The organism is Ramlibacter sp., assembly GCF_041916345.1.
In the GTDB taxonomy this organism is placed as follows: domain Bacteria; phylum Pseudomonadota; class Gammaproteobacteria; order Burkholderiales; family Burkholderiaceae_C; genus Ramlibacter.
In genome coordinates, this window is record NZ_JAYRZR010000027.1 from 15242 (window position 1) to 37125 (window position 21884).

A 21884-nucleotide genomic window follows, 5' to 3' on the forward strand; every position below is an offset into this window, starting at 1 on the left:
GGCAGCGGGCTTGAACTACATCACTCGCGATGCAGTTGAGGCTGCCTTGGCGGAATTCTTCGCTCTTGGCCAGCAAGGGTTCCTGCACAAGTACCGCTTTGGTCCGGCGCGAGACTACTTCGTGCAAGACCCGCTGACGGGGTCCTGGGCAGACTCCAAGGCCATTGTGGGTGCCGCCTATGGCTACCGCTTCCCTGACCGTGGTCCGCTCGGACCTCGCGACTTCTCGGGCGGCGAAGCGCGCGTCGTCCGACTGCTGAGGGAGCTGGGTTTCAACGTGGCCTCCGCTGCAGAGGCGGAAGAGGCCGCGAGACCGGCGGACCAAGCCGCCTGGTCGCGCGCGGAGGTGGAGCTGATCGTTGCTGACTACCTGAACATGCTGGCGCTTGAACTCGCAGGCCAGGCCTATCGCAAGTCCGCCCATCGCCGCGCGCTCCTGCCGCTGCTGAGAAACCGAACAGAACCCTCGATAGAGTTCAAGCACCGAAACATCAGCTCAGTGATGCTCGAGCTGGGCTATCCAACACTTCGCGGTTACCTGCCTGCCCCGAATCGACAGAAGTTGATAACAGAGGTTGTCGAGCATCAGCTTGCCAAGGCGAAGAACCTCGATGCGTTGTCCACGGCGTTCATCGAAACCCGAGCCGTTCCGCTGGAAGGGATTCGATTCGACAAGGTCATGGTGTCCCCGCCAGCTCGGCGCGAAGTGAAAGCGCGAGAGCCCGCGGCGGCTGCGTTCAGGCCTGTCAAACGCGACTACTTGGAACGCGAGGCGCGAAACTCATCGCTTGGAAACGCTGGCGAACTGTTCATCCTCCAGTTCGAACAATGGCGATTGTCAGAGGCTGGCCTTGGCCAACTTGCCGACAAGGTCCGTCATGTCTCGCAGGAAGATGGTGATGGGGCTGGCTACGACATCCTGTCTTTCGACTATCGCGGAGACGAGCGGTTCCTTGAAGTGAAGACGACCGCGTTCGGTGAGCTCACGCCCTTCTATGTGTCAGCCACGGAAGCTCGGTTCGCTCGGCAGGAGGTGAGCCGATTCACGCTCTGCCGCATCTACGATTTCCGCAAGTCGCCCCGGTTCTTTGAGCTGCAGGGCCCCATCGAACAGCATTGCCGATTGGATCCGACAACCTATCGCGCCAGCTTGTTCTAAGGGCATTTGGCGTAGGTCCACAGATGACGCATCCGGGAAGGGCTACCCAGCGATTGCAGATGAGAACGCGGCTTCCCCGCTCACGGTCACGATGAGCCTGTGCGTCGCCCGCGTCGCCGCCACATAGAACAATCGCGCCTCCTCCTCCGGATCCTCCCCGGCCTCTGGCATGTGTCCCACGCCCGGCAAGGCGACCACCGGGAACTCCAGCCCTTTGCTCGCGTGCATGGTCATGATCTTCACGGTATCGGCGAGGGGATGAAAGTTACCCGAACGCCGGCGCAGGTGATGGGGCACTCGGGCCTGCGCGAGCTCTTTTGCGCACTCATCCATCATTTCATGGCGCCGGCACAGAACGGCCATGTCGCCCCAAGCATGGCCTTCGGCGTGAGCGTTGGTCAGCAGCTCCCGGATCGTTCGCAGTTCGTCCTTGATGGTGGGTAGCCGCACCACGATCGGCGGCTGCCCTTCGCGGCCGCAGCTGACGGGCTGGAGGAGCGGGGCACCATCGTCGTCGGTCGCGTCGGGATGCAGCAGCTCGCCCGCGACCTTGGCGGCCAACTCCAGTATCTGCCGCGTGTTGCGGTAGTTGATCTTGAGGATGGTTGTACGCCCCTGCGCCTGGATGCCAAGGCTCTTGAAGCTGAACGAGCGCTTGCGGCTCTTCTCATAAATGCTCTGCGCACTGTCGTAGAGCACCAGCAGGCTGTTCGTGGTCGGGTCCACCATCTGCACCACGAGCTTCAGCCACTCCGGCTTGAAGTCGTGGCCCTCGTCGATCATCACGGCGGTGTACTGACCTGAAGGGATCTGCTTGCGCTCCACGCCCTGGATGACGTTGTCCACCATCTGGTCAAACATCTTCGGGCCCTGCCCAGGCACCTTCTGCCCAAAGGCCACCAGCTGTTGCCTGCACCATCGATGGAAGTTGCGTACATGAACACGGTCCGTCAGGCCCTTGGCGTTCATCGTGGCCTCCAGCTTCACCGCCAGCGGCTCGTTGTAGCAAAGCACGAGCACGGGCTTGGTGACGGCTGCCTGCGCAAGCTGCTCGGCCCGGTAGCCCAGGATCATGGTCTTGCCCGAGCCGGCCACGCCGTGGATGACCCGATGCCCTTCGCCCAGGCTGCGCGCCAGCTGCTCCTGCGTCAGATCCATCACACGCATGATGTCGGGCAGTTCCGTCTCCGCGCTGCCGCTCGCTTCACCAAACAGGCTCTCCTGCGTGGCCACACGGACTTGGGGATACATGATCCAGCGCACCCGGTCGAGCTGCGGCATGGACAGCACACGGCCGAAGGCAAACGGGAACATGGCCCACAGTCGCTCCTGAAAAGCCTCGGCGTCCGTGTCTTCCAGCATTTCGTCCTGGCAGATCACCAGGTGCGGCTCGATCGCCTCGCCCAGGCCAGCGGCATCAAACTGCTTGCGCGTGATGCGGGTGAACACCACGCCGTGCCCCCACGGGAAGATCAGCTTGCCCTGGTGCGGCCCTGAACTGTGGATAAGCTGCTTGTCGCGCTCCAGGGCATTGACGACCTGAATCGCGCAGTGCCTCGCCTGAGCGATGGGGTTGATGACGGTCTTGGGCGTGCCGTCCGGCGCAATCTCGAAGTACTGCTTGGTGGCCTTGGTGATCGTGTCCAGCCGCCAGTCTTTCGTCTCCAGAATCAGCGCGCCTCTGCGGGGATGGATGATGACAAAGTCGGGGTGCGTCTGTTTGGGCCCAACCGGCACGTTGTGCCAGAGCAGATAGTCGTCGTCCAGCTTTTGCTCCAGCCTTTCGGCCAGTCGCCTCTCGCCGGTTGAGTCGAACTTGCAGTAACCGAACGCGGGAATGAGTACAGCCAATCTCCACCCTCCACTGACTTCTTCGTGCAGATCATCGCCTCGGCCTGGCGGTGCTGCAAGGGGTGACGTCAGGTATCCTGCTCAGCAGGAGCCCCCATGGACCTCTCATCCCTGCAGACAACCCTGCGCCAGTTCGCCGCCGAGCGTGACTGGGAGCGCTTCCACACGCCCAAGAACCTGGCCACCGCGCTGATGGTGGAGGCAGCGGAGCTGGCCGAGATCTTTCAGTGGATGACGCCGGATCAATCGGTGGAGGCCGCCTCTGACAAGGTGGAGCAGGAGCGCATTGGCGAGGAGGTGGCCGATGTGCTGCTGTACCTGCTGCAGCTGGCTGACCACTGCCGCATCGACCTGAAGCGCGCCGTGGGGCGCAAGCTGATGAAGAACGCGCAGAAGCATCCGCCGGTGAAGCCGGGGCTGCCGGCCGGGCCCGTGGCGCGGCTGGAGGATGACGTGCACGTGCTCATCGACTGGGAGAACGTGCAGCCCGATGCCGAGACCCTGCGCGCGCTGGTGCCGGATGCCACGCACCTGTGGCTGTTCCATGGCCAGACGCAGAAGGTGCAGGGCCAGCACGCGGGCTTTGGCGACCGGCGCACGCTGGTGCCGATCACCCGGCCGGGCAAGAACGCGCTGGACTTCCACCTGTCGTTCTACATGGGCTACATCATCTCGCGCCACCCCGAGGCGCGCATCGTGGTGCTGTCCAATGACCAGGGCTACCGGCCGATGCTGGAGCATGCGGAGGAGCTGGGCTTTCGCGCCAGCCTGGTCGGCGTGGTGCGTGCACCGGCGCGCAAGCGGGCCGTCAAGGCCACGGGCGCCCCTGCCGCTGCGCCCGCGCCCGCACCCGCGAAGAAGGCCGCGGCGAAGAAGGTGGCGCCGGCCAAGAAGACAGCGGCTGCCGTTGTGTCCAAGCCGGCGGCCAAGGCCGCCGCCAAGAAGGCGGCCGCGGCATCATCGCCTGCAGCGCCAAAGGCCGCCGCTGCAAAGGTCGCCGCGAAGAAGGCCGCGCCGGCGAAGCAGCCCGCGCCCGCCAGGAAGGCCGCCAAGGCGCCGACCGCCGCCAAGACCGTGAAGGCGCCCGTGCTGCCCCCGCCCGCACCCGCCGCGGATGGCGACGCGGCGTTCACGGAGAAGGACTACGCGCACGTGCTCGCCGCCATCCGCAAGCAGAAGCAGCCACCCACGCGTCAGGCGCGCTTGCTGGGCATGGTGCGTTCGCTGCTGGATGGCGGCAAGGCGCCCGCCGGCAAGGTGGCCGCGGTGGTGGCCCGCCTAGTGGCGGACGGGCATGTCCACGTGGATGGGCGAGGCGATGTGCGGTTTGGGGGAGATGGGGTGGGGCGGTAGGGGGAGTCATTCCGCTTCTGGCGGGCCTAGCCAGGCCGGAATGTCGCGGCGGGTATGCAGGATGCGCCACACATCGATGTAGTCAGGCCGCTCCATGTAGAAGACAAGGTAGGGATACCTTTTCAGCGGCCACGCTCGCAGCCCGGGGATTTCGAGTTCATGCCCGTACCTTGGCGAGCCGACGCCGGACTGCCGGCCGATGCGTGCGAAGGCTTGCTCCACTTCATCGATAAAGCCCTCTGCCGCTTGTGGTGCTGAGTCCGCGAGGTAGTAGTCAATGGCGTCATCGACATCGTGATGGGCCAGCCCGCGCGGGATGACGGGCTTGACCGTCAACGGGCAGAACGCCCGCCGCTGCGGAGAGCCACGCGCTGCCTCAAGCGCTGGAAATGCGCGGCGTCTGCGGTTGCGCCGGGCGGGCTGGCCGCGCCTGCGAGCAGCAGTTGACGCAATGCGGTGCGGTCCTGGTCCTTGCGGATCAGGTCCCGCACGTATTCGCTGCTGGTGCCATACCCGCGCTGGCTGACCTGTTCATCCACGAAGGTCTTCATGGAGTCCGGCATGGAAATGTTCATGGTACCCATGCTTTCAGCCTAGCGGCTTTGGCAAAATTTGACAAGACGGACTGTGGAAGGATCGCCCGCCAGGTGGCAAGCCATCTCGCAAGATTTCTCGCAAGACTTGGGAAAACTCGTTTTGCGACATAGACTTGCGATAAATGGAAAAGTCGCAACCTTTCCCGCTGTTCGACCACCCCGCGCAGATGGAGCCCCTTCTCCCTGGGGAGCAGCGGGCGGGCCCGCTGCTGGAACAGGCGGCCGACCTGATCCGCGCGGCGGAGCGCCTGGCAGGGCAGTGCCGGCCTGGCGCGCTGGCCGGGTTGCGCCGCTTGCTGCGGGCGATGAATTCCTACTACTCCAACAAGATCGAAGGTCAGCACACGCTGCCGCTGGAGCTGGAGCAGGCGCTTCGCAACGACTATTCGCTTGACGCAGACAAGGCACGGCGTCAGCGGCTGGCCGTGGCGCACATGGCCACCGAGCAGAGCCTGGAGGCACGCTGGGCCAGCTGGACCACGCAGGATTGCTGGTCTGCGCAGATGGTGCGCGACATCCATCAGAACCTGTTCGCGCGTCTGCCTGCGGCGGACCGTGTGCTTTCCGATGGCGCCTCGGTGCTGGAGCCAGGTGCGTGGCGCACGCGCGAAGTCAGCGTAGGCCGGCATGGCGCGCCGGCCGCACGCAGCTTGCCGGATTTCCTCGCGCGGTGGGGTGGCTTCTATGCGGGCGTGCGCCGTGGGGAGATGCAGTTGCTGGCCGCAGCGGCGGCACACCACCGGCTGGCCTGGATTCACCCCTTCGCCGATGGCAACGGCCGCGTGGCGCGCCTGCACACCCATCTGCTGCTGGGGCAAATGGGCCTGACCAATGGCATGTGGTCACCACTGCGGGGCTTTGCGCGCACGCAGGAGACGTACTACGCGCGCCTGGCCGAGGCCGATGCACCGCGCGCGGGGGATCTGGACGGGCGGGGCAACCTGTCGGAGCAGGGGCTCGTGCAGTGGGTGGGCTACGTGCTGGCGCAGTGCCTGGATCAGGTGCAGTTCATGGCCGGGCTGCTCGATCTGCAAGGCATGCAAGAGCGAATGGCCGCCTGCCTGAGCTATGAGCAGAGCGTCGTGGGGCAGGGCGTGCGACTGGAGGCGCTGCGCGCCCTGCACTACCTCTTTGCGACGCAGTCCGAGCTGGACCGCGCGGACTTCAAGGCCATGCTCAGCCTGGGCGAACGGCTGGCCACGGCGCAGGTCTCGGCGCTGCTCAAGCGCGGCCTTCTGGAAAGTGATTCGCCCTACGGCAGGCTGCGGCTCGGCGTGCCGCTGCATGCGCTGCGCTTCTACTTTCCCCGGCTGTGGCCGGAGGCGGAAGCGGCGGGCTGACCACGCCTCACACCCGCCGCGCCCGCCCCGCCCAGTACGGCTCCCGCAGCTTGCGCTTGAAGATCTTGCCCGTGTCCTCACGCGGCAGATCGGCGTGGAAGGTCACGATCTTGGGCACCTTGTAGCCGGCCAGGCGCTCGCGCAGCCAGTTGCGCACCTCATCGTCGGTGAGCACGGCACCCGGGGCCGGCTGCACGGCGGCGGCCAGGGCCTCGCCGAATTCATCGTCGGGGATGCCGAACACGGCGCAGTCGGCCACGCCGGGCATGCCTTGCAAGGCCAGCTCCGTCTCCACCGGGTAGATGTTCACGCCGCCGCTGATCACCATGTCGGCCTTGCGGTCCACGATGAAGAGGAAGCCCTCCTCATCCAGGTAGCCGATGTCGCCCATGGTCTTGAGGCCGCGCACCTCCATGCGGGCGCGCGCCTGCTCATTGCCTGCGTAGCTGAAGTCGGGCGTGGCGGGCTGGTGGATGTAGATCAGGCCTGCGGTGCCGGCCGGTTGCTCGTTGCCGTCATCGTCCAGGATCTTCAGCATCACGCCGGGCAGCGGCAGGCCAGCGGAGCCGGGCTTGCGCAGGGCCTGCTCGCTGGTGAGCAGCGTCATGTAGCCCAGCTCGCTGGCGCCGTAGCACTCGTTGATGACGGGGCCCCACCAATCGATCATCGCGCGCTTCACCTCGGGCGGGCACGGGCTGCCGGTGGAAGAGACGAACTGCATCGAGCGCAGGCCGTACTTCGCACGCACCTCGGGCGGCAGGGCCAGCATGCGCACGAACATGGTGGGCACCAGGTAGGCGTGGGTGAGCGCGTGTTCGCTGATCAGCTGCAGCGTGCGCTCCGCATCGAAGCGTTCCTCGATGAAGACGGTGGCGTTCTCCTGCGCTAGGCCCAGCGCGAAGCTGTTGGGCGCGCTGTGGTACCACGGCGCGCTGAGCAGGGCGCGCGCGCCCGGCGCCAGGCCGTAGGCCGCCAGGCGCATGGCGGCCGCGGCCTGGATCTGCGCGGGCGTCATGGGCAGGCGCACGATGCCCTTGGGCTGGCCGGTGGTGCCCGAGGTGTAGAACATGGCGCCACGCGGCGGGGCGGGCGGGGTGTCGAGGGGCTCTGCGGCATCACGCGCGGCCTCCCACGCGGGGGTGCCGGAGTGTTCGCCGCGGATGGACCAGGCGCGCACGCCCGTTGTGTCGAGGCCGTGCAGGCCGGCCAGCAGGGCCGCATCGGCAATGAACACCTTGGCACCGCTGTTGCCCAGGATGTACTGCACCTCGTCGGTCTTGAAGTGCCAGTTCACCGGGCACCACTGCGCGCCCAGGTGCCGCGCGGCCACCATCAGCTCGATGGCCTGCGGGCTGTTGCGCATCATCAGCGCAACGACGTCGCCGTCACCCACGCCAGCCGCCTGCAGCGCGGCGGCGGATCGGCGCCAGTTCAGTTCGAAGGTGTCAGGCGGGGTGGTCTGGCCTTGGAAGTGGAGGGTGGGGCGCATGGGGGGAACATAGCACTCCTGGGGGAACGCTGGGGTTGCGCTGGTGCTCCACCCCAGCGGTCACCCGCGACCCGCCCAATCCCCCCGGACCACCGCCCACGCATCCTCCACCCAATCGCACAGCACCGGCCGCGTCTCGCGCGGATCGATGATGTCCAGCACGCCGAACTTCTCCGCCGTGCGGAAGGGGGACGTGAGGTCGAGGTAATGCGCCTCCAGCTCCGCTCGCTTCGCGGCGGGGTCGGCCGCGGCCTCGATCTCGGCCTTGTGCGCGGCCATCACGCCGCCTTCGATGGGGATGGAGCCCCAGCGAGCCGAGGGCCAGGCAAAGCGGTGGTTCAGGCGCGCGCCGCCCTTGGGGCCATGCAGCGCGCCGGCCATGCCGAAGCAGCGGCGCATGAGGATGGAGACCCAGGGCACGGTGCATTCATGCAGCGCCTCGGCCAGGCGTGTGGCGCCGGCCAGCGTGCCGGCGAGTTCCGCCTCCAGGCCTGTGGCGTTGCCCGGCTGGTCGACGAAGTTCACCACCGGCAGATGGAACAGGCTGCACAGGCGCACGTGCCGCTCCATCTTGGTGGCGGCCTGCAGCGTCATCGCGCCGCCGGCGACCTTGGGGTCATTCGCGATCACGCCCACCGGCACGCCGTTCAGCCGCCCCAGCATCGTGATGACGGAGCCGCCGTGCCAGCGGCCAATCTCGAACAGGCTGCCGGCATCGAACACGCTGGCGAGGATGCGCCGCGGGTCATAGATCTTGCGGCGGTCATGCGGGATCGCGTTCTTCAACGTGTCGTCGTTGCGCCAGGGGTCGTCTTCGGCCGGCAGCACCGGCGGCAGCTCGAACACGCTGCGCGGCAGGTACGAGAGGAAGCGCCGCACCTGGGCCAGCGCGTCGGCCTCGTCTTCGGCCTCGTTGTGCACCAGGCCACTCTTGCGATGCGCCTTCCAGCCGCCCAGATCGTTCTTGTCCACCTCCACGCCGTAGGCCTGACGCACCACGTGCGGCCCGGCCGCCATCACCTGCGCCTGCTCGCGCACCAGCACCGAGAAGTGGGATGACAGCACCTTGATCGCGCCCTGACCTGCGCAGGCGCCCAGCGCCACGCCCACCACCGGCACCGTGCGCAGCAGTTCCTGCGCGGGCCAGGTCGTGTACTCGGGGATCTTGGTGCCGCCGATCTGCATGAGGAGCTTCACGCTGCCGCCGGCCGAATCGACCAGCCGCACCAGCGGCATGCGCAGCTGGTGCGCGAGCCGCTCGATGTAGATCCACTTGTCGGCGATGGTGCCTTCGGAGCTGCCGGCGCGGATGGTGAAGTCGTCCACGTGCAATGCCACCTTGCGGCCGTCGATGCGGGCGGTGCCGACGATGGCGTTGGTGGGGTCGGTGCGCTGGTAGCGGCCTTCCGCGTCGTAGTGGCCCTTGCCGGCGAGCGTGCCCATCTCATGGAAGCTGCCAGCGTCGCACAGGGCATCGATGCGCTCGCGGGCGTTCAGGCGGCCCGTGGCCTTGAACTTGGCCAGCGCCTGCGGCGCGCCCATGGCGAGCGCGCTGGCTCGTCGCGCCTGCAGCTCGGCCAGTTCGGCGGCCCATTCGCCCTCGGCCGGCAGCGGCGTGTGCCAGGCGTGGCTCATTTCGGCGCACCCAGCTTGAGCTGTTGCACCAGCTCGCCCGTGGCCTTCCACTCCGCGTGCAGGTAGCGGTGCGAATCGACGAAGCCGCGGAAGATGGGCTTGTTGCCGGACTTCTCCACCATCTGCAGCCAAGCCGGATCCTGCGAGACCTTTCGCAGTGCGTCCTCCCACATGCGGATCTGGTCGGCGCCCACGCCGGGGGCCAGCATCACGCCGTTGTAGCTCACGTAGTCGGCGGGCACGCCTTGCTCACGCCAGGTCTTCACGCCGGCCAGCGCGCCGGTGCCGGGCTCTGCCGCGGCGCTGGCAAGGATGCGCAGCTTGCCCGCCGCCACATGCGGCAGGATCACGGGCGCGGTGGCCGAGACCACGTCGACATGGCCACCCAGCAGGGCCGTGACCGACTCACCGGAGGAGCGGAAGGGCGCGATGGTGAGGCGGTCGATGGCCACGCCCGCCGCCTGCAGCGGCTTGGCGATGGCGAGGTGGGTGTTCTGCCCCAGCGCGGGCGCGACGGCGATGCGGGCCTTGGTAGGGTCCGCGCGCAGCAGGGCCACCAGGTCCTTGCCGTCCTTGAGCGGCGAGTCCGCGCGAACGGCGACGAGCGAGGTCTCTTCCACCAGCATCGCCACGGGCACGAACTCCCGCGGGTCGATGCGCAGCAGGCCGGTGGCGGCGCCCGCGATGGCGCCGGTATGGAAGGTGGCCAGCCAGTGGCCATTGCCCGCGTTGGCCTTCAGCTGCTGCAGGGCCAGCGCGCCGCCGGCGCCCACCTTGTTCTCGGGCACCACGGTCTGGCCGTTCGTGAGCTTGAGGTTCTCCAGCGCGTCACGCACGCCGCGGGCGTACAGATCCACCGTGCCGCCGGGGGCCACGCCGATCAGGTAGGTGATGCGCTCGGTGGGTTTCCACTGAGCGTGGGCGGGCAGGGCCATGCCCAGCGCCAGCGTGGCGAGGGCGCCGGCCAGCAGGGCGCGGATGCGATGCAGGGGCATGAAGTCTCCAGTATGTCGGCCGGAGGCACGGCTTCTCCCCGGCGTCTGGGGCGGATTGAAGCACCGCCTTGTCAGATTGTCAACAATCTGAAAGTTGGCTAGCATCCGCGCACAACCAGGAGAAGCTGACATGGCAGATGTGGCGCTGCAGTCCGAGGTGACGGGCACGGTGTGGAAGATCGAGGTGAAGGCGGGTGATGCCGTCGAGGCCGACCAGACGCTGGTGGTGATGGAGAGCATGAAGATGGAGATCCCGGTGGTGGCGCCCCGGGCCGGCACCGTGCGGCGCGTGCTGGTGGCCGAGGGCGAGGCCGTGGCCGAGGGGCAGGACGTGGTGGTCCTGGCGTGACCGCCGGGCGCGTTGTCGCCGGGAGCCTGATCACCTGGGCGGCGGCGCAGCATGGCGAGCGCCCCAGCCTGCTGTTTCGGGACCGGGCGTTCAGCCATGCCGAGATCGAGGCGCGCAGCAACCGCCTGGCGCACGCGCTGCTGGCGCTGGGGCTTGCACGCGGCGCGCGGGTGGCCGCGCTGCTGGAGAACTCTGTCGAGAGCCTGGACAGCCAGTTCGGCGCCGAGAAGGCGGCCCTCACCTTCGTCGCCTTGAATGCCCGGCACACGCTGGCCGAGCACATCGCCATCCTGGCGGATGCGCAGGCCAGCGCGGTGATGGTCGGCCCGCCGTTCTCTGGCATCGCCACCGAACTCGCCGCGCGCGCCGGCGGGCCGGAGCTGCCCGATCTGAGGCATGTCCTGGGCCTGGGCGTGCAGGGGCCGGGCGTGGTGGACTTCACCGCGCGCTGCGTGGCGGCATCGTCGCAGCCGCCGGGCATCGAGGTGACGCCCGACCACCTGCAGCGCATCGCCTACACCTCCGGCACCACCGGTCAGCCCAAGGGCGTGGCGTACTCGGTCGCGCGCACGCAGCAGCGGCTGGTGAACCATTTCCTGGCGCTCGAGTACGGGCTGTCGGTGGACGACGCGATGCTGCACGTGGGCCCGCTCACCCACGCGGCGGGTGTCTATCTGGTCCCGTGCTTCCTGCGGGGCACGCGCAATGTGGTGCTGGATCGCTTCGACCCCGCGTCGCTGCTGGCCGCCATCGAGCAGCACCGCATCACGCACCTGATGCTGGTGCCCACGATGATGAGCCGGCTGGTGGAGGCCATCGAGGGCGGGCTGCAGGGGGACTGGTCTTCACTCAAGCGCATTCACTACGGTACCGCGCCGACGCCAGTGGCGCTGATCCGCCGCGCGATCCGCGTCTTCGGGCCCATCCTGCGCCAGCAGTACGGCATGACCGAAGCGGTGCAGCCCCTGTGCGTGCTGTATCCGCATGAGCATGTGGGCGACAGCGACAGCGGTGCCGACGAGCCCATCGGCTCCTGCGGCCGGCCCACTGCGAACGTGCGCATCGTGCTGCGCGATCCCGCGACGGGCGGCGAGGTGCGGGCCGGCGAGGTGGGCGAGATCACGCTGGCGCACGAGGGCGTGGCCCGAGTGGACTTCTGGCGCCGGCCAGAGCTGCTGGCGGAGTCGGTGCGCGACGGCTGGTTCTACACCGGTGACCTGGGCCGCTTCGACGCGCAGGGCTTCCTGCACATCGTGGGCCGCAACAAGGACATGATCATCAGCGGCGGCTTCAACGTCTATGCGCGCGAGGTGGAGGATGCGCTGGGCACCCACCTGGCCGTGCAGGAGGCCGCGGTGATCGGGCTGCCCGATGCGGAGTGGGGCGAGGTGGTGGCGGCCGCCGTCGTTCGGCGCGAGGGCGTCGCGGCCGACGCGCCGGAGCTGCTGGCGCATTGCGCCGCGCGCGTGGCCGGCTACAAGAAGCCGAGGCGCATCGTCTTCACTGACGCGCTGCCGCGCAATGGCGCGGGCAAGGTGATGAAGGACCGGCTGCGCGGGCTGTTCGAGGCGGGCTGAGGCGAGCGGCGGGTGATTGGCGGGTTGGGACGGCGCGGTGGGCGCGCGCCGCGGCGTTTGCTACGCCGGCTGTTCGTCACCCAGCCGCCGCGCGGCCTCGTCGCCTGACTGCTCGATGCGCTGGCGCGTCAGCTCGATGAGCTGCTCCACGTCGCCGCGCTCCAGCGCCAGCTGCGCCTGCTTCCACGACTTCACCGAACGCTGGCGCCGTTCCACCGAGGCGAGGCCGAGCTTGCTGTAGCGCAGGGTCTGCAGCGACAGCGCGCCCAGCATGCGGGCCAGGCGCGCGTTGCCGCAAGCGCGCGCGGCCAGCAGCATCAGGCGATAGGTGGTCTCGGCGTAGGCGTCACCGCCCGCGGGGTCGGTGGCGAGGGCCTCGAGGCGCGTCACGCCGGCGCGCATCAGCGCCAGGATCTCCGGGTCCCGTGTCTGCGCGATCTTGCGCGCCACGATGTCGAACAGCCCGGCGCGGATCTCGAACAGCTCGCGCACCTCCTGCGCCGAGAGCTCGGTCACCACCGCGCCGCGCCGGGGCAGGATCGTGGCCAGGCCCTCGCGCTCCAGGATGCGGATGGCCTCACGCACCGGGCCGCGGCTGACCTTGAACTCGTCGGCCAGCTCCTGCTCGCCGATGCGCGTGCCGGGCGCCAGGCGGCCGTCGACGATGCGGTCGCCCACGCGCGCGGCAATCTGCTCCGGCACGCTCAGCGTGGGATCCGCCGAATCACCGAACACGCGGAAGGCCACGCCGCTTTCCCAGCGGGCGAAGGCCTCGACGTCGGCTTTGCGGGTGCGCATGATGGGTGTCGGAAACGGGACTTTCGGATTGTCGACAATCCGGCGCGAGTGTACGGCAGCGGTGTACCCTCGTAGGCTGGTGGTGACCGCAGGGAACCCCAGCGTTGTGATCGGGGCGCCGCGAGCGTTCCGTGCCAGGCGATCTGCGTGGGCCATGGCGAAGCCCCGCGGGCCACTGCTGTGGCGCGCGGGGCTATCGCGGAGGCTGTCTGGCTTACTTCGCCTTGATCACCAGGTTGATGATGTCGCTGTACACGCCGGCGATGGCTTGCTGGTCGCCCGCGAAGCTCACCGTCAGGTTGCCCTGGCGGCCGAAGTGCGCCTTGTCGCGGCTGGCCACGATTTCCTTGGCGATCTCGCCCACGCCGTCGTCGTAGCGCGCTTCGTACACCGTGGGCTTGGCACCCACCGACTTGCTCAGCAGCTGGCCGGCGTTGTCGGAGCTCAGCTGCACCGTGTAGCCGGTACCGGAGTTGCAGTTCTCGATGACCACGCCCACCAGCGTGTCCTTCTCGCCGCCCAGGATGTCCAGGCTGGTGGCCTTGGCCGTGGGCTTGACTTCGATGGTGCAGTTCACGGCCACCGAGCCACGCAGCTCCAGCTTGGCGGTGTCGCCGGTGACGGCGGCGTTGGCGCCAAAGGCGGCGGCGATCAGGGCGAGGGCGGCGGTGGTCTTCAGAGCGTTCATGATGAGGGTTCCTTTCGGGTTCAGAGGTTGAGGTTCACAAGGGTTGGGTTGGGATCACTTGGCTGCGGGGCTTGTCGTCCGCTGCAGACACACTCCTTCTTGCGACTCGTGTGCCAGACTGGCCAGTCATCGGTTTCTTCAATGAAATCAGGGACTTAGGCCAACCTCCACGCCCCAGGCGCCCGGGCGCTCATGCAGCCTGCGTGAGCGCCTCTTGCAGCCCTTGCAATTTGCGAGAGGCGGGGGGAGACTCTCTGGATGAGCACCGCCTTGCCTGCGCGCTTCCCGGACTGCCGCGTCCTGATCGTGGAGGACGTGCTGCCCCTTTCCATCCAGTACCGCGCGCACGCGAAGGCGCTGGGGGTGGAGACGGTGGTGGCGGCCTCTGCCGCCGAGGCGCAACGCGAGGTGGCCAAGGGCCCCTGGCACGCGGCGCTGGTGGACATCAACCTGCCGGATGGCTCGGGCTTCGAGGTGATGCAGTGGCTGCTGCGCCGCTGGCCGGCCTGCGCGGTGATCGTGGTCACTGGCGAAGACAGCATGGACAACGCGGTGCGGGCCGCGCACGCCGGCGCCATGGATTTCCTGGAGAAACCGGTCGATCCGGACCGGCTGCAGATCACCCTGCGCAACGGGCTGCAGGCGGCCCGCCTGGCCCAGCAGGTGGAGGCCCTGGCGCCCACGCAACGTGAGCGCTTCCACTCGTTTGTAGGCCGCAGCGCCGCGATGCAGTCGGTCTACCGCATGATCGAGACGGTGGCCGCGAGCCGGGCGCCGGTGTTCATTCACGGCGAATCCGGCACGGGCAAGGAGCTCGCCGCCGAGGCCATCCATGCCTGCAGCGCCCGGGCCAAGGCGCCCCTGGTCACGCTCAATTGCGCCGCCATTCCCAAGGACCTGATCGAGAGCGAGCTGTTCGGCCACATCAAGGGCGCGTTCACCGGCGCCACGGCCGACCGCAACGGCGCCTTCCTGGAGGCCGATGGCGGCACCCTGTTCCTGGACGAGATCGCCGAGCTGGACATCAACGTGCAGGCCAAGCTGCTGCGCGCGCTGCAGACCGGCGAGGTGCGACGCCTGGGCGAGAACCGCGCCCGCACGGTGGACGCGCGCATCGTCTGTGCCTCGCACCGCGACCTGTATGAACAGGTGCGCCTGGGCCGTCTGCGGGAAGACCTGTTTTACCGCCTGTACGTGGTGCCCATCGAGCTGCCGGCGCTGCGCGAGCGGGGTGAGGACGTGCTGCTGATCGCCCAGGCCATGCTGGAGAAGTACGCGCGCGAGGACGGCAAGGGCTTCCGCGGGTTCTCCGACGAGGCACAGGCCCGGCTGGTTGCGCACACCTGGCCGGGTAACGTGCGCGAGCTGATCAACGTGATCCGCGCGGTGGTGGCCCTGCACGACGGGGCGACGGTGGAGGCGGACATGCTGCCGCCGCTGCAGGCGAGGGCGGCTGCCGAGGCCCTGGCTTCGCCTGTCACCCGGCCCGCCCCCGCAGCGCCTTCCATGCCGGTTGCCGAGGCCGCTTCAGCCAACCCCCAGGCCTTGCCGGCCAGGGAAGGCACCCTGCGCATCCGCCCGCTGGCCGAGGTCGAGCGGGAGGCGATCCAGCAGGCCCTGCAGGCCTTCGGCGGCAATATCACGCATGCGGCCCGGGCCCTGGGCATCAACGCATCGACCATTCATCGCAAGATGGCGCGCTGGGATGGGGCTGGCACGGTTCTTGGTGAATAGGGGTATCTCACCGACATCCACAGGACCCTCACCATGACCGCCTTCCGCCCCCGCCGCCTGCTTGCCCGCCTGGCCGCCGCCTGCCTGGCCACCGCCAGCTTCATGGCCCACGCCATGTCCTTCACGCCGATCGAGATGGACTTCAGCCCCAGCGGCCGGGGCGCCACCCAGGTCTTCCGCCTGGAGAACACCACCGCCGAGCCGACGGCGGTGGAGATCACGCTCAAGTCGCGCCAGATGAAGGCCGACGGCGAGGACGTGCTGGCCGACGCCGACGACCAGTTCAACGTGTTCCCGGCCCAGGTGGTGCTGCAGCCCGGCCAGGCGCAGACGGTGCGCGTGCAGTACGTCGGCCCGGCCGCGCTGCAGGCCGAGCGGGCGTTCCGCCTGATCGCCGAGCAGCTGCCCATCGACGTGGGCCAGGCGCCCACCAACGGCGGCCGCATGCGGCTGCTGGTGAAGTACGTGGCCTCGGTCTACGTGGTGCCGGCCAACGTGCGCGCGGTGCTGAAGACCGGCGAAGCCAAGGTGGTCACGGCTGGCAACGCGCGCTGGCTGGAAGTGCCGGTCACCAACGAAGGCGGCACGCGCCGCATCCTGAAGAATGCCCAGCTGGAGGTCGCTGGCCGCACGCTGGGCGCCGAGCAGCTGAAGGGCCTGGAAGGCGAGAACGTGCTGGCCGGCACCACCCGCGTGTTCCGCGTGCCGGCGCCGGCGGATCTGCCCGCCACGCCGGGCGCCGTGCGCCTGATCGTGCAGTAAGGCGAAGGCGTGCGCGCGGTCTGCCGGGCCCTGACGCTGGCCGCGCTGATGGTCCCCGCCCTCGAAGCCCGTGCGCAGCCAGCCGCGCCGGCGCCGGCACAGGCCGCATCGGCCAGCCTGTTCGACCAGGCCTTCAGCCAGCGCCGCAACCGCGCCCCGCAGAAGATGGCCTTGCCGGTGAACCTGGATGGCCGCGAACTGGGCACGCTGGACGCGCAGGTGAGCGGCAGCACGGTCCGCCTGGCGCGCGCGCCCCTGGCGCAGGCCCTGCAGGCCGTGCTGCGCCCCGAGTTGCACGCGCAGCTCGCCAGCACGCAGGAGGGCCCGTGGGTCGGGACTGACGATCTCGCCCGCCTCGGCCTGAAGGCGATCTATTCGGCCGAACGCATCGCGGTCGATCTGGAGGTGCCCCTCGCGCAGCGTGCCACGCGGCGGCTGCGCCTCGGGTCGCAGGCCCTGCCCGAAGGGGAGCGCACGGCCGATGAGGTGCTGCACCCCGAGCCGATGAGCGCGGTGCTCAACCTGCGCTGGATCGAGTCGCGTGACGGCAGCGCGCGTCGCGCGCGGCTCTACACCGAAGGCGCCGCACGCTGGCACGAGTGGGTCCTGGAGGGCCAGGGTTCGCTGCCGCTCGATGGCAGCGGCGGCGGCTTCACACGCGGCGACACGCGCCTGGTGCGCGACTGGCCCGGCGCGGCCGTGCGGCTGGTCGCCGGCGACGTGGCCACACGCGCCATCGGCATGCTGGGCACGCAGGCGCTGGGCGGTGTTCGCGTGTCGCGCCAGTTCGCGCTTGATCCCGCGCTCGGCACGCAGTCGCTGCCGGCCCAGGGCGTGGGCCTGCCTGCGGGCGGCTCGGTGGATGTGGTGGTCAACGGCTTCGTGGTGCGCACGCTGCGCCTGGGGCCTGGCGTGTACGACCTGCGCGACATCCCGGTCTTCAATGGCGCCAACGATGTGGTGGTACGCATCGTGGAGCCCGGCGGCCGCGTGACCGAACAGCGGCTCGCCTACTTCTTCGACGCCGGCCTGCTGGCGCCCGGCCTGCAGGACTGGGATGTGAGCCTGGGCCAGCCGCTGCAGGCCGGCACCGGCCCGCGCGGTTACGCGAGCGGCATGCCGGTGGTCAGCGCCTGGTGGCGTCGCGGCTGGACCGCCACGCTCACCGGCGGCCTGGGCCTGCAGTGGCAGCGGCGCCCGAACGGTGACGCGCTGGTGCTGCAGCAAGAGGGGGCCTGGGCTTCACCGCTGGGCACCTGGGGCGGCTGGCTGGCGCAGTCGCGCCACAGCTTCGGCCAGGGTCAGGCGGCTGCCGTGCAGTGGCGCTGGTCCACGCGGGCGCGGCCCGACGCCACCCTCGGCGCCTCGCTGGTCGCGCAGGCGCAGCGGCGTGACGCGCGCTTCGCCGCGGTGGAAGCCACGCGCCCCGGAGGCGCGGCCACCGATCTGGGCCTGCGCGGCGGCCTGGTCTGGGGGGGCGGCTGGGGCGCCACGCTGGGCTGGGCGAAACGCGCGCAGGCTGGGCAGCCGACGGCGGGCCAGATCTCGGCCACGATGCGCCGACGGCTGGACCGGCACTGGGGCATCGAGTTCGGCGCCACGCGGGACCGCGTGACCGGCACGCTGGTCTTTGCCCAGCTGCGCTACAGCGGCGAGGCCGATCCGGCCGGCGGTGCGGTGCAGGGCGCGCTGGCCTGGCAATCCGAGCAGCAGCGCTGGCAGGCCGACTGGCAGGCCACCGGTGTCGGGACGCTGGCAGGTGGCGATGCGCCCTGGCGCGTGGCCGCCAGCCGCGCCGATGCCCGCGATGCCACCGAGAGCCGCGTGGCCGGCGAAGTGCGCACCGGCCGGGGCGAGTGGACCTGGTCCACCACCCTGCTCACCAGCAGCCTGGGCGGCTCCACCCTGAACGAGTTCTCGTATGCCGGTTCGCTGGTGGTCACCCGCGAGGGCTTGCGGGTGGGCGCCCCTGTCAACGATTCGGCGGCGCTGCTGGTGGCGCGCCCGGGGCTGCAGGGCCTGAAGCTGCTGGTGGACCCGCAACGCAGCGCCGCGGCAGCCACCAGCGACTGGTTCGGCGCGCCGGTGCTGCCGGACCTGGTGGCCTACACGCCACGCGAGATCCAGCTCGACGTGGAGAACCTGCCGCCCGGCCGCAGCCTGGGCGTGGACCGGCCTCTGCTCATGCCGGCCTACCGATCCGTCATCCTGGTGCCGGTGGGATCGGACGCCAACTCGCAGCTCACCGGCCGCGTCACGCTGGCGGATGGCCAGCCGGTCGCCCTGGCAGCGCTGCAGATCTGGCCGATGGAGGGAGAGCGCACGCCGGTCGATGTGTTCACCACCCGCAAGGGCGGCTTCACCACACCGCCCTTGCGGCCCGGGCGCTACCAGCTGCGCAAGCCGGGCGAAGCGACCGCGCTGGCGCAGTACGTGATCGCGCCGGACCACGCGGGGATGATGGACGTGGGCACGGTGGTGCTGAAGGAGGATTCGCCATGAGACTCACCGCCATGGCATTCACCGCCGGGACAGGCTGGACCCGCGGAGCGGCACGGCTGCTGGCTGCGGCCTGGCTGCTGGCGGGCGCAGCGGGCAGCGCCTGGGCCTGCGACCTGCAGGTGCCCGCGGCCGAGCCGCTGGGCTTCTACCGGCCCTCGACACAGGGCTCGATGCCGCGGCCGCTGGGCGTGCGCGTGCGCGCCGGTACCTCGGTGTGCAGCGGCACGCTGCAGGTGCAGTGGGCCGGCGTGAACGGCGAGCTGATGCTGCAGGGCCCTGGCGGCGGCCTGCGCGTGGCGCTGACGCTCGACGCCGCCGGCACGGCGCCGCTGCCAGCCGCGCCGCAGGACGCCACAGCGGTGCTGGCCAACCCCGGCTCGGCGCAGGACGTGTCGCTCTGGGCGCGCGTGCTGCCCGATCAGTGGCTGGCGCCGGGCACCTATCAGGCCCCGCTGTGGCTGCGGGTGCTGGATGCCCGCGGCGGCACGCTGGACGAACGCGATCTGTCACTCTGGCTGGTGGTGGAGGCCGAGGTGCGCGCCAGCTTCAGCGGCGGCGACCGCAGTGCCCGGCTCGACTTCGGCGAGCTGGCCCAGGGCGCGCGGCGTGCGGCGTTGCTGGATGTGCGGGCCAACACCGCCCACCGCATGACACTGCAGAGCACACAGCGCGGCCGGCTGGTGAACCGGCGCTTTCCGGATTCCACCGTGCCCTACGTGCTGCGTGTGGGCGGCCGCTTGATGCCGCTCGCCGGCGGCGCGGCCGGTCTGGAGCAGCCCGTGGCGGGCCGCTCGCAGCATGCAATCGAGGCCGAGATCGGCCCGGTGGAACGCGTGCTGGCCGGCGACTATGCCGATGACCTGCTGATCACCATCGAGGCCCGATGAACGCTTCCCATCCCCCTGAGGACCTGCTGGCCCGCGCCGTGCGCGACCTGCGTGCCGCACAGCAGCGCGCGCTGAAGGCCGAGGACGAAGTGCGTGCACTGCGCGGCGAGGTGGCCGCGCAGGCGCGCGAGCTGCTGCACCTGCGCGAATCGGTGGACCGCGAGTCCAACAGCCGCCTGATGGTCGAGGAGGCGCTGGACGACACGCGGGAGCGCCTCTCACTGGCGGTGCAGGCCGCGCGGCTGGCGCTGTGGGAGTGGGACATCGGCGCCGGTACGGTAAGCGTGGACGCACGCTGGGCGCAGATCACCGGCGAGCCGGCGCCCGCGGGCGGGCTGGCCGCGCAGGCGCTCGCCGCCCGCGTTCACCCCGAGGACTTGCCGGCGGCACGCGCCGCGCTGGTGGCGGCGCTCAAGGGCGAGGCGCCCCGCTTCGTGGCCGCCTGGCGACTGCGCACCGACAGCGGCTGGGTCTGGATGGAAAGCACCGGCCTCGTGGTCGCGCGCGACATGCTGGACCGCGCCACACGCATGATCGGCAGCCACGCCGACATCACCGAGCGCAAGCAGGTGGAGGCGGAGCTGGCGCGCGCCCGTGATGCAGCCGAGGCCGCCAGCCGCGCCAAGAGCGAGTTCCTGGCCAACATGAGCCACGAGGTGCGCACGCCGCTGAACGGCATCCTGGGCCTCACCCAGCTGCTGGCCGGCGCGGGACTGCCCGGCGAGCAGGCGGAGTGGGTGCGGCTGGTGGACAGCTCCGCGCAGTCGCTACTGGCCCTGCTGAACGACGTGCTCGATGTCTCCAAGATCGAGGCTGGCAAGCTGCTGCTGGAGCAGATTCCCTTCGAGCTGCGGCCCTGGCTGGACGACCTGGCGGCGCCGCACGCAGTGGCCGCGCGTGACAAGTGGCTGCGCTTCTCGGTGCGGCACGAGGGTGAGCTGCCCGCGCGCGTGGCGGGCGATCCCGGCCGGCTGCGGCAGGTGCTGACCAATCTGCTGTCCAACGCGGTGAAGTTCACCGAGGTGGGTGAGGTGGAGCTGGCGGTCATCGCCCGGCCACTGCGCGATGGCCACGTGACGCTGCGCTTCGAGGTGGCCGACACCGGCATCGGCGTGCCGGCCGAGCAGCAGGAGCGTCTCTTCGAGGCTTTCACGCAGGCCGACAGCTCGATGACGCGCCGCTTTGGCGGCACCGGCCTGGGCCTCGCCATCAGCGACCGGCTGGTGCGGCTGATGGGCGGCCGCCTGCATCTGATCAGCCTGCCCGGCCGCGGCAGCCTGTTCGCCTTCGAGGTCGCGCTGACGGTGGTGGCTGAAGCGGCGAATCCACGCGAGGCGACGCTTGCCGAGGCACCGGTGATGGCGTGCGAAGGGGTCCGGGTGCTGCTGGTGGAGGACCATGCGGTCAATGAACTGCTGATGCGGCGCCTGCTCGCCCAGCTGGGCTGCGACGTGGAAGTGGCCCACGACGGGCAGCAGGCGGTGGATGCGTGGGCCCGGGGCCACCCGGACCTGGTGCTGATGGATGTCCAGATGCCGGTGATGAGCGGCCTCGATGCAACCCGGCGCATCCGCGAGCGTGAACACGCACAGGGTCTGCGGCCGACACCGGTGGTGGCGCTCACAGCCATGGCGATGCCGGGGGATCGTGAGCGCTGCCTGGCCGCCGGCATGGACGGCTATGTGAGCAAGCCCGTGACACGGCAGGCCCTGGTGGAGGCGATGGCGGCCGCGCTGGCAGGCGTGGCGTCACCGCATGGATCACCGGCCGCAGCACCGGCGGCGAAGGGCCCGCTCGTGGCGGATGCGCCGGCCGAAACCGGGGAGCCGATCCATCGCGAACGCCTTCAGCGGCAGATGGCGGGTGACATGGGCTTGCTGCGCGAAGTGGCCGAGGCAACCCGCGAGGATCTGCGCGTGCGCATGACCGCCCTGCGCGAAGCGGCGAGGCAGCGCGATGCGGCACAGGCACAGGCGAACGCGCATGCGCTCAAGGGCGCACTGGCCAGCCTGACAGCGGATCGGGCCGCGCTGCTGGCCAAGGGTCTGGAAGCCGCTGTGCGCCGCGGCGAGTGGCCACTGTTCGAACGCGCGCTGGCCTTGTTCGAGAAGGAGGCCGCGCGCGTCACGGCGGCGCTGGAGGCGATGCAGCAGGAGTGATGGTGGACCG

At 69.7% G+C, this 21884-nt stretch carries 18 protein-coding genes; 10 read left to right on the forward strand and 8 right to left on the reverse strand.

Annotation, left to right across the window (positions count from 1 at the left end; all coding sequences use genetic code 11):
- The first annotated feature begins 10 nt into the window (after positions 1 to 10).
- Positions 11 to 1159: a DUF3883 domain-containing protein gene (locus tag ACE3T5_RS09460; protein WP_374666861.1), complete on the forward strand. Its 1149-nt coding sequence runs from the start codon at positions 11 to 13 to the stop codon at positions 1157 to 1159.
- Positions 1160 to 1201: 42 nt separating this feature from the next.
- Here the strand turns inward: ACE3T5_RS09460 and ACE3T5_RS09465 are convergent, their stop codons facing one another.
- Positions 1202 to 3010 (reverse strand): DEAD/DEAH box helicase, encoded by a 1809-nt coding sequence (locus ACE3T5_RS09465; RefSeq protein WP_374666863.1) that lies wholly within the window; start codon positions 3008 to 3010, stop codon positions 1202 to 1204.
- Positions 3011 to 3106: 96 nt separating this feature from the next.
- Between ACE3T5_RS09465 and ACE3T5_RS09470 the strand changes: the two genes are divergently transcribed.
- The gene (locus ACE3T5_RS09470; protein ID WP_374666865.1) at positions 3107 to 4363 is read left to right on the forward strand and encodes a nucleotide pyrophosphohydrolase; all 1257 of its coding nucleotides are present in this window, start codon (positions 3107 to 3109) and stop codon (positions 4361 to 4363) included.
- A gap of 6 nt (positions 4364 to 4369) precedes the next feature.
- Here ACE3T5_RS09470 and ACE3T5_RS09475 read toward each other — a convergent pair whose 3' ends face one another.
- On the reverse strand, positions 4370 to 4699 hold the full coding sequence (locus tag ACE3T5_RS09475; RefSeq protein ID WP_374666867.1) for a type II toxin-antitoxin system RelE/ParE family toxin: 330 nt from the start codon (positions 4697 to 4699) through the stop codon (positions 4370 to 4372).
- On the reverse strand, positions 4696 to 4947 hold the full coding sequence (locus tag ACE3T5_RS09480) for a type II toxin-antitoxin system ParD family antitoxin (RefSeq protein WP_374666870.1): 252 nt from the start codon (positions 4945 to 4947) through the stop codon (positions 4696 to 4698). Before ACE3T5_RS09480 ends, ACE3T5_RS09475 begins: the two co-directional genes overlap by 4 nt.
- A 134-nt stretch (positions 4948 to 5081) precedes the next feature.
- On the opposite strand from ACE3T5_RS09480, the gene ACE3T5_RS09485 reads away from it, so the two are divergent.
- A complete protein-coding gene (locus ACE3T5_RS09485; RefSeq protein ID WP_374666872.1) occupies positions 5082 to 6299 on the forward strand; it encodes a Fic family protein in 1218 nt (405 codons plus the stop codon).
- 7 nt (positions 6300 to 6306) lie between these two features.
- Here ACE3T5_RS09485 and ACE3T5_RS09490 read toward each other — a convergent pair whose 3' ends face one another.
- The 3 genes from ACE3T5_RS09490 to ACE3T5_RS09500 are packed head-to-tail and all read right to left on the reverse strand — an operon-like array spanning position 6307 to position 10418.
- The gene (locus tag ACE3T5_RS09490; protein WP_374666874.1) at positions 6307 to 7788 is read right to left on the reverse strand and encodes an AMP-binding protein; all 1482 of its coding nucleotides are present in this window, start codon (positions 7786 to 7788) and stop codon (positions 6307 to 6309) included.
- A gap of 60 nt (positions 7789 to 7848) precedes the next feature.
- On the reverse strand, positions 7849 to 9423 hold the full coding sequence (locus tag ACE3T5_RS09495; RefSeq protein ID WP_374666876.1) for an acyl-CoA carboxylase subunit beta: 1575 nt from the start codon (positions 9421 to 9423) through the stop codon (positions 7849 to 7851).
- Entirely contained in the window at positions 9420 to 10418 is a 999-nt protein-coding gene (locus ACE3T5_RS09500; RefSeq protein ID WP_374666878.1) for a Bug family tripartite tricarboxylate transporter substrate binding protein, read from the reverse strand. The genes ACE3T5_RS09495 and ACE3T5_RS09500 overlap by 4 nt, the downstream gene beginning before the upstream one ends.
- A 130-nt stretch (positions 10419 to 10548) precedes the next feature.
- Between ACE3T5_RS09500 and ACE3T5_RS09505 the strand changes: the two genes are divergently transcribed.
- Together ACE3T5_RS09505 and ACE3T5_RS09510 are read left to right on the forward strand one after the other, a co-directional pair.
- On the forward strand, positions 10549 to 10767 hold the full coding sequence (locus ACE3T5_RS09505) for an acetyl-CoA carboxylase biotin carboxyl carrier protein subunit (RefSeq protein ID WP_374666880.1): 219 nt from the start codon (positions 10549 to 10551) through the stop codon (positions 10765 to 10767).
- The gene (locus tag ACE3T5_RS09510; RefSeq protein ID WP_374666882.1) at positions 10764 to 12344 is read left to right on the forward strand and encodes a class I adenylate-forming enzyme family protein; all 1581 of its coding nucleotides are present in this window, start codon (positions 10764 to 10766) and stop codon (positions 12342 to 12344) included. Before ACE3T5_RS09505 ends, ACE3T5_RS09510 begins: the two co-directional genes overlap by 4 nt.
- A gap of 60 nt (positions 12345 to 12404) precedes the next feature.
- Here ACE3T5_RS09510 and ACE3T5_RS09515 read toward each other — a convergent pair whose 3' ends face one another.
- Positions 12405 to 13142, reverse strand: coding sequence for a GntR family transcriptional regulator (locus ACE3T5_RS09515; RefSeq protein WP_374666884.1), 738 nt, complete (start codon positions 13140 to 13142; stop codon positions 12405 to 12407).
- 214 nt (positions 13143 to 13356) lie between these two features.
- On the reverse strand, positions 13357 to 13830 hold the full coding sequence (locus tag ACE3T5_RS09520; protein WP_374666887.1) for a hypothetical protein: 474 nt from the start codon (positions 13828 to 13830) through the stop codon (positions 13357 to 13359).
- A 258-nt stretch (positions 13831 to 14088) separates the two neighbouring features.
- On the opposite strand from ACE3T5_RS09520, the gene ACE3T5_RS09525 reads away from it, so the two are divergent.
- The 5 genes from ACE3T5_RS09525 to ACE3T5_RS09545 are packed head-to-tail and all read left to right on the forward strand — an operon-like array spanning position 14089 to position 21874.
- On the forward strand, positions 14089 to 15564 hold the full coding sequence (locus ACE3T5_RS09525; protein WP_374666889.1) for a sigma-54-dependent transcriptional regulator: 1476 nt from the start codon (positions 14089 to 14091) through the stop codon (positions 15562 to 15564).
- Positions 15565 to 15597: 33 nt separating this feature from the next.
- Complete coding sequence (locus ACE3T5_RS09530; RefSeq protein ID WP_374666891.1) at positions 15598 to 16326, forward strand: molecular chaperone; 729 nt, start codon at positions 15598 to 15600, stop codon at positions 16324 to 16326.
- A gap of 9 nt (positions 16327 to 16335) precedes the next feature.
- The gene (locus ACE3T5_RS09535; RefSeq protein ID WP_374666893.1) at positions 16336 to 18828 is read left to right on the forward strand and encodes a fimbria/pilus outer membrane usher protein; all 2493 of its coding nucleotides are present in this window, start codon (positions 16336 to 16338) and stop codon (positions 18826 to 18828) included.
- On the forward strand, positions 18825 to 19715 hold the full coding sequence (locus ACE3T5_RS09540; protein ID WP_374666895.1) for a hypothetical protein: 891 nt from the start codon (positions 18825 to 18827) through the stop codon (positions 19713 to 19715). Before ACE3T5_RS09535 ends, ACE3T5_RS09540 begins: the two co-directional genes overlap by 4 nt.
- The gene (locus ACE3T5_RS09545; protein WP_374666897.1) at positions 19712 to 21874 is read left to right on the forward strand and encodes a response regulator; all 2163 of its coding nucleotides are present in this window, start codon (positions 19712 to 19714) and stop codon (positions 21872 to 21874) included. Before ACE3T5_RS09540 ends, ACE3T5_RS09545 begins: the two co-directional genes overlap by 4 nt.
- Positions 21875 to 21884 lie beyond the last annotated feature (10 nt).

Coding starts and splice junctions, on each gene's coding strand:
- ACE3T5_RS09470 (WP_374666865.1), top strand. CDS start 3,107: ATGGACCTCTCATCCCTGCAGACAACCCTGCGCCAGTTCGCCGCCGAG.
- ACE3T5_RS09480 (WP_374666870.1), bottom strand. CDS start 4,947: ATGGGTACCATGAACATTTCCATGCCGGACTCCATGAAGACCTTCGTG.
- ACE3T5_RS09485 (WP_374666872.1), top strand. CDS start 5,082: ATGGAAAAGTCGCAACCTTTCCCGCTGTTCGACCACCCCGCGCAGATG.
- ACE3T5_RS09490 (WP_374666874.1), bottom strand. CDS start 7,788: ATGCGCCCCACCCTCCACTTCCAAGGCCAGACCACCCCGCCTGACACC.
- ACE3T5_RS09495 (WP_374666876.1), bottom strand. CDS start 9,423: ATGAGCCACGCCTGGCACACGCCGCTGCCGGCCGAGGGCGAATGGGCC.
- ACE3T5_RS09500 (WP_374666878.1), bottom strand. CDS start 10,418: ATGCCCCTGCATCGCATCCGCGCCCTGCTGGCCGGCGCCCTCGCCACG.
- ACE3T5_RS09505 (WP_374666880.1), top strand. CDS start 10,549: ATGGCAGATGTGGCGCTGCAGTCCGAGGTGACGGGCACGGTGTGGAAG.
- ACE3T5_RS09515 (WP_374666884.1), bottom strand. CDS start 13,142: ATGCGCACCCGCAAAGCCGACGTCGAGGCCTTCGCCCGCTGGGAAAGC.
- ACE3T5_RS09520 (WP_374666887.1), bottom strand. CDS start 13,830: ATGAACGCTCTGAAGACCACCGCCGCCCTCGCCCTGATCGCCGCCGCC.
- ACE3T5_RS09525 (WP_374666889.1), top strand. CDS start 14,089: ATGAGCACCGCCTTGCCTGCGCGCTTCCCGGACTGCCGCGTCCTGATC.
- ACE3T5_RS09530 (WP_374666891.1), top strand. CDS start 15,598: ATGACCGCCTTCCGCCCCCGCCGCCTGCTTGCCCGCCTGGCCGCCGCC.
- ACE3T5_RS09540 (WP_374666895.1), top strand. CDS start 18,825: ATGAGACTCACCGCCATGGCATTCACCGCCGGGACAGGCTGGACCCGC.
- ACE3T5_RS09545 (WP_374666897.1), top strand. CDS start 19,712: ATGAACGCTTCCCATCCCCCTGAGGACCTGCTGGCCCGCGCCGTGCGC.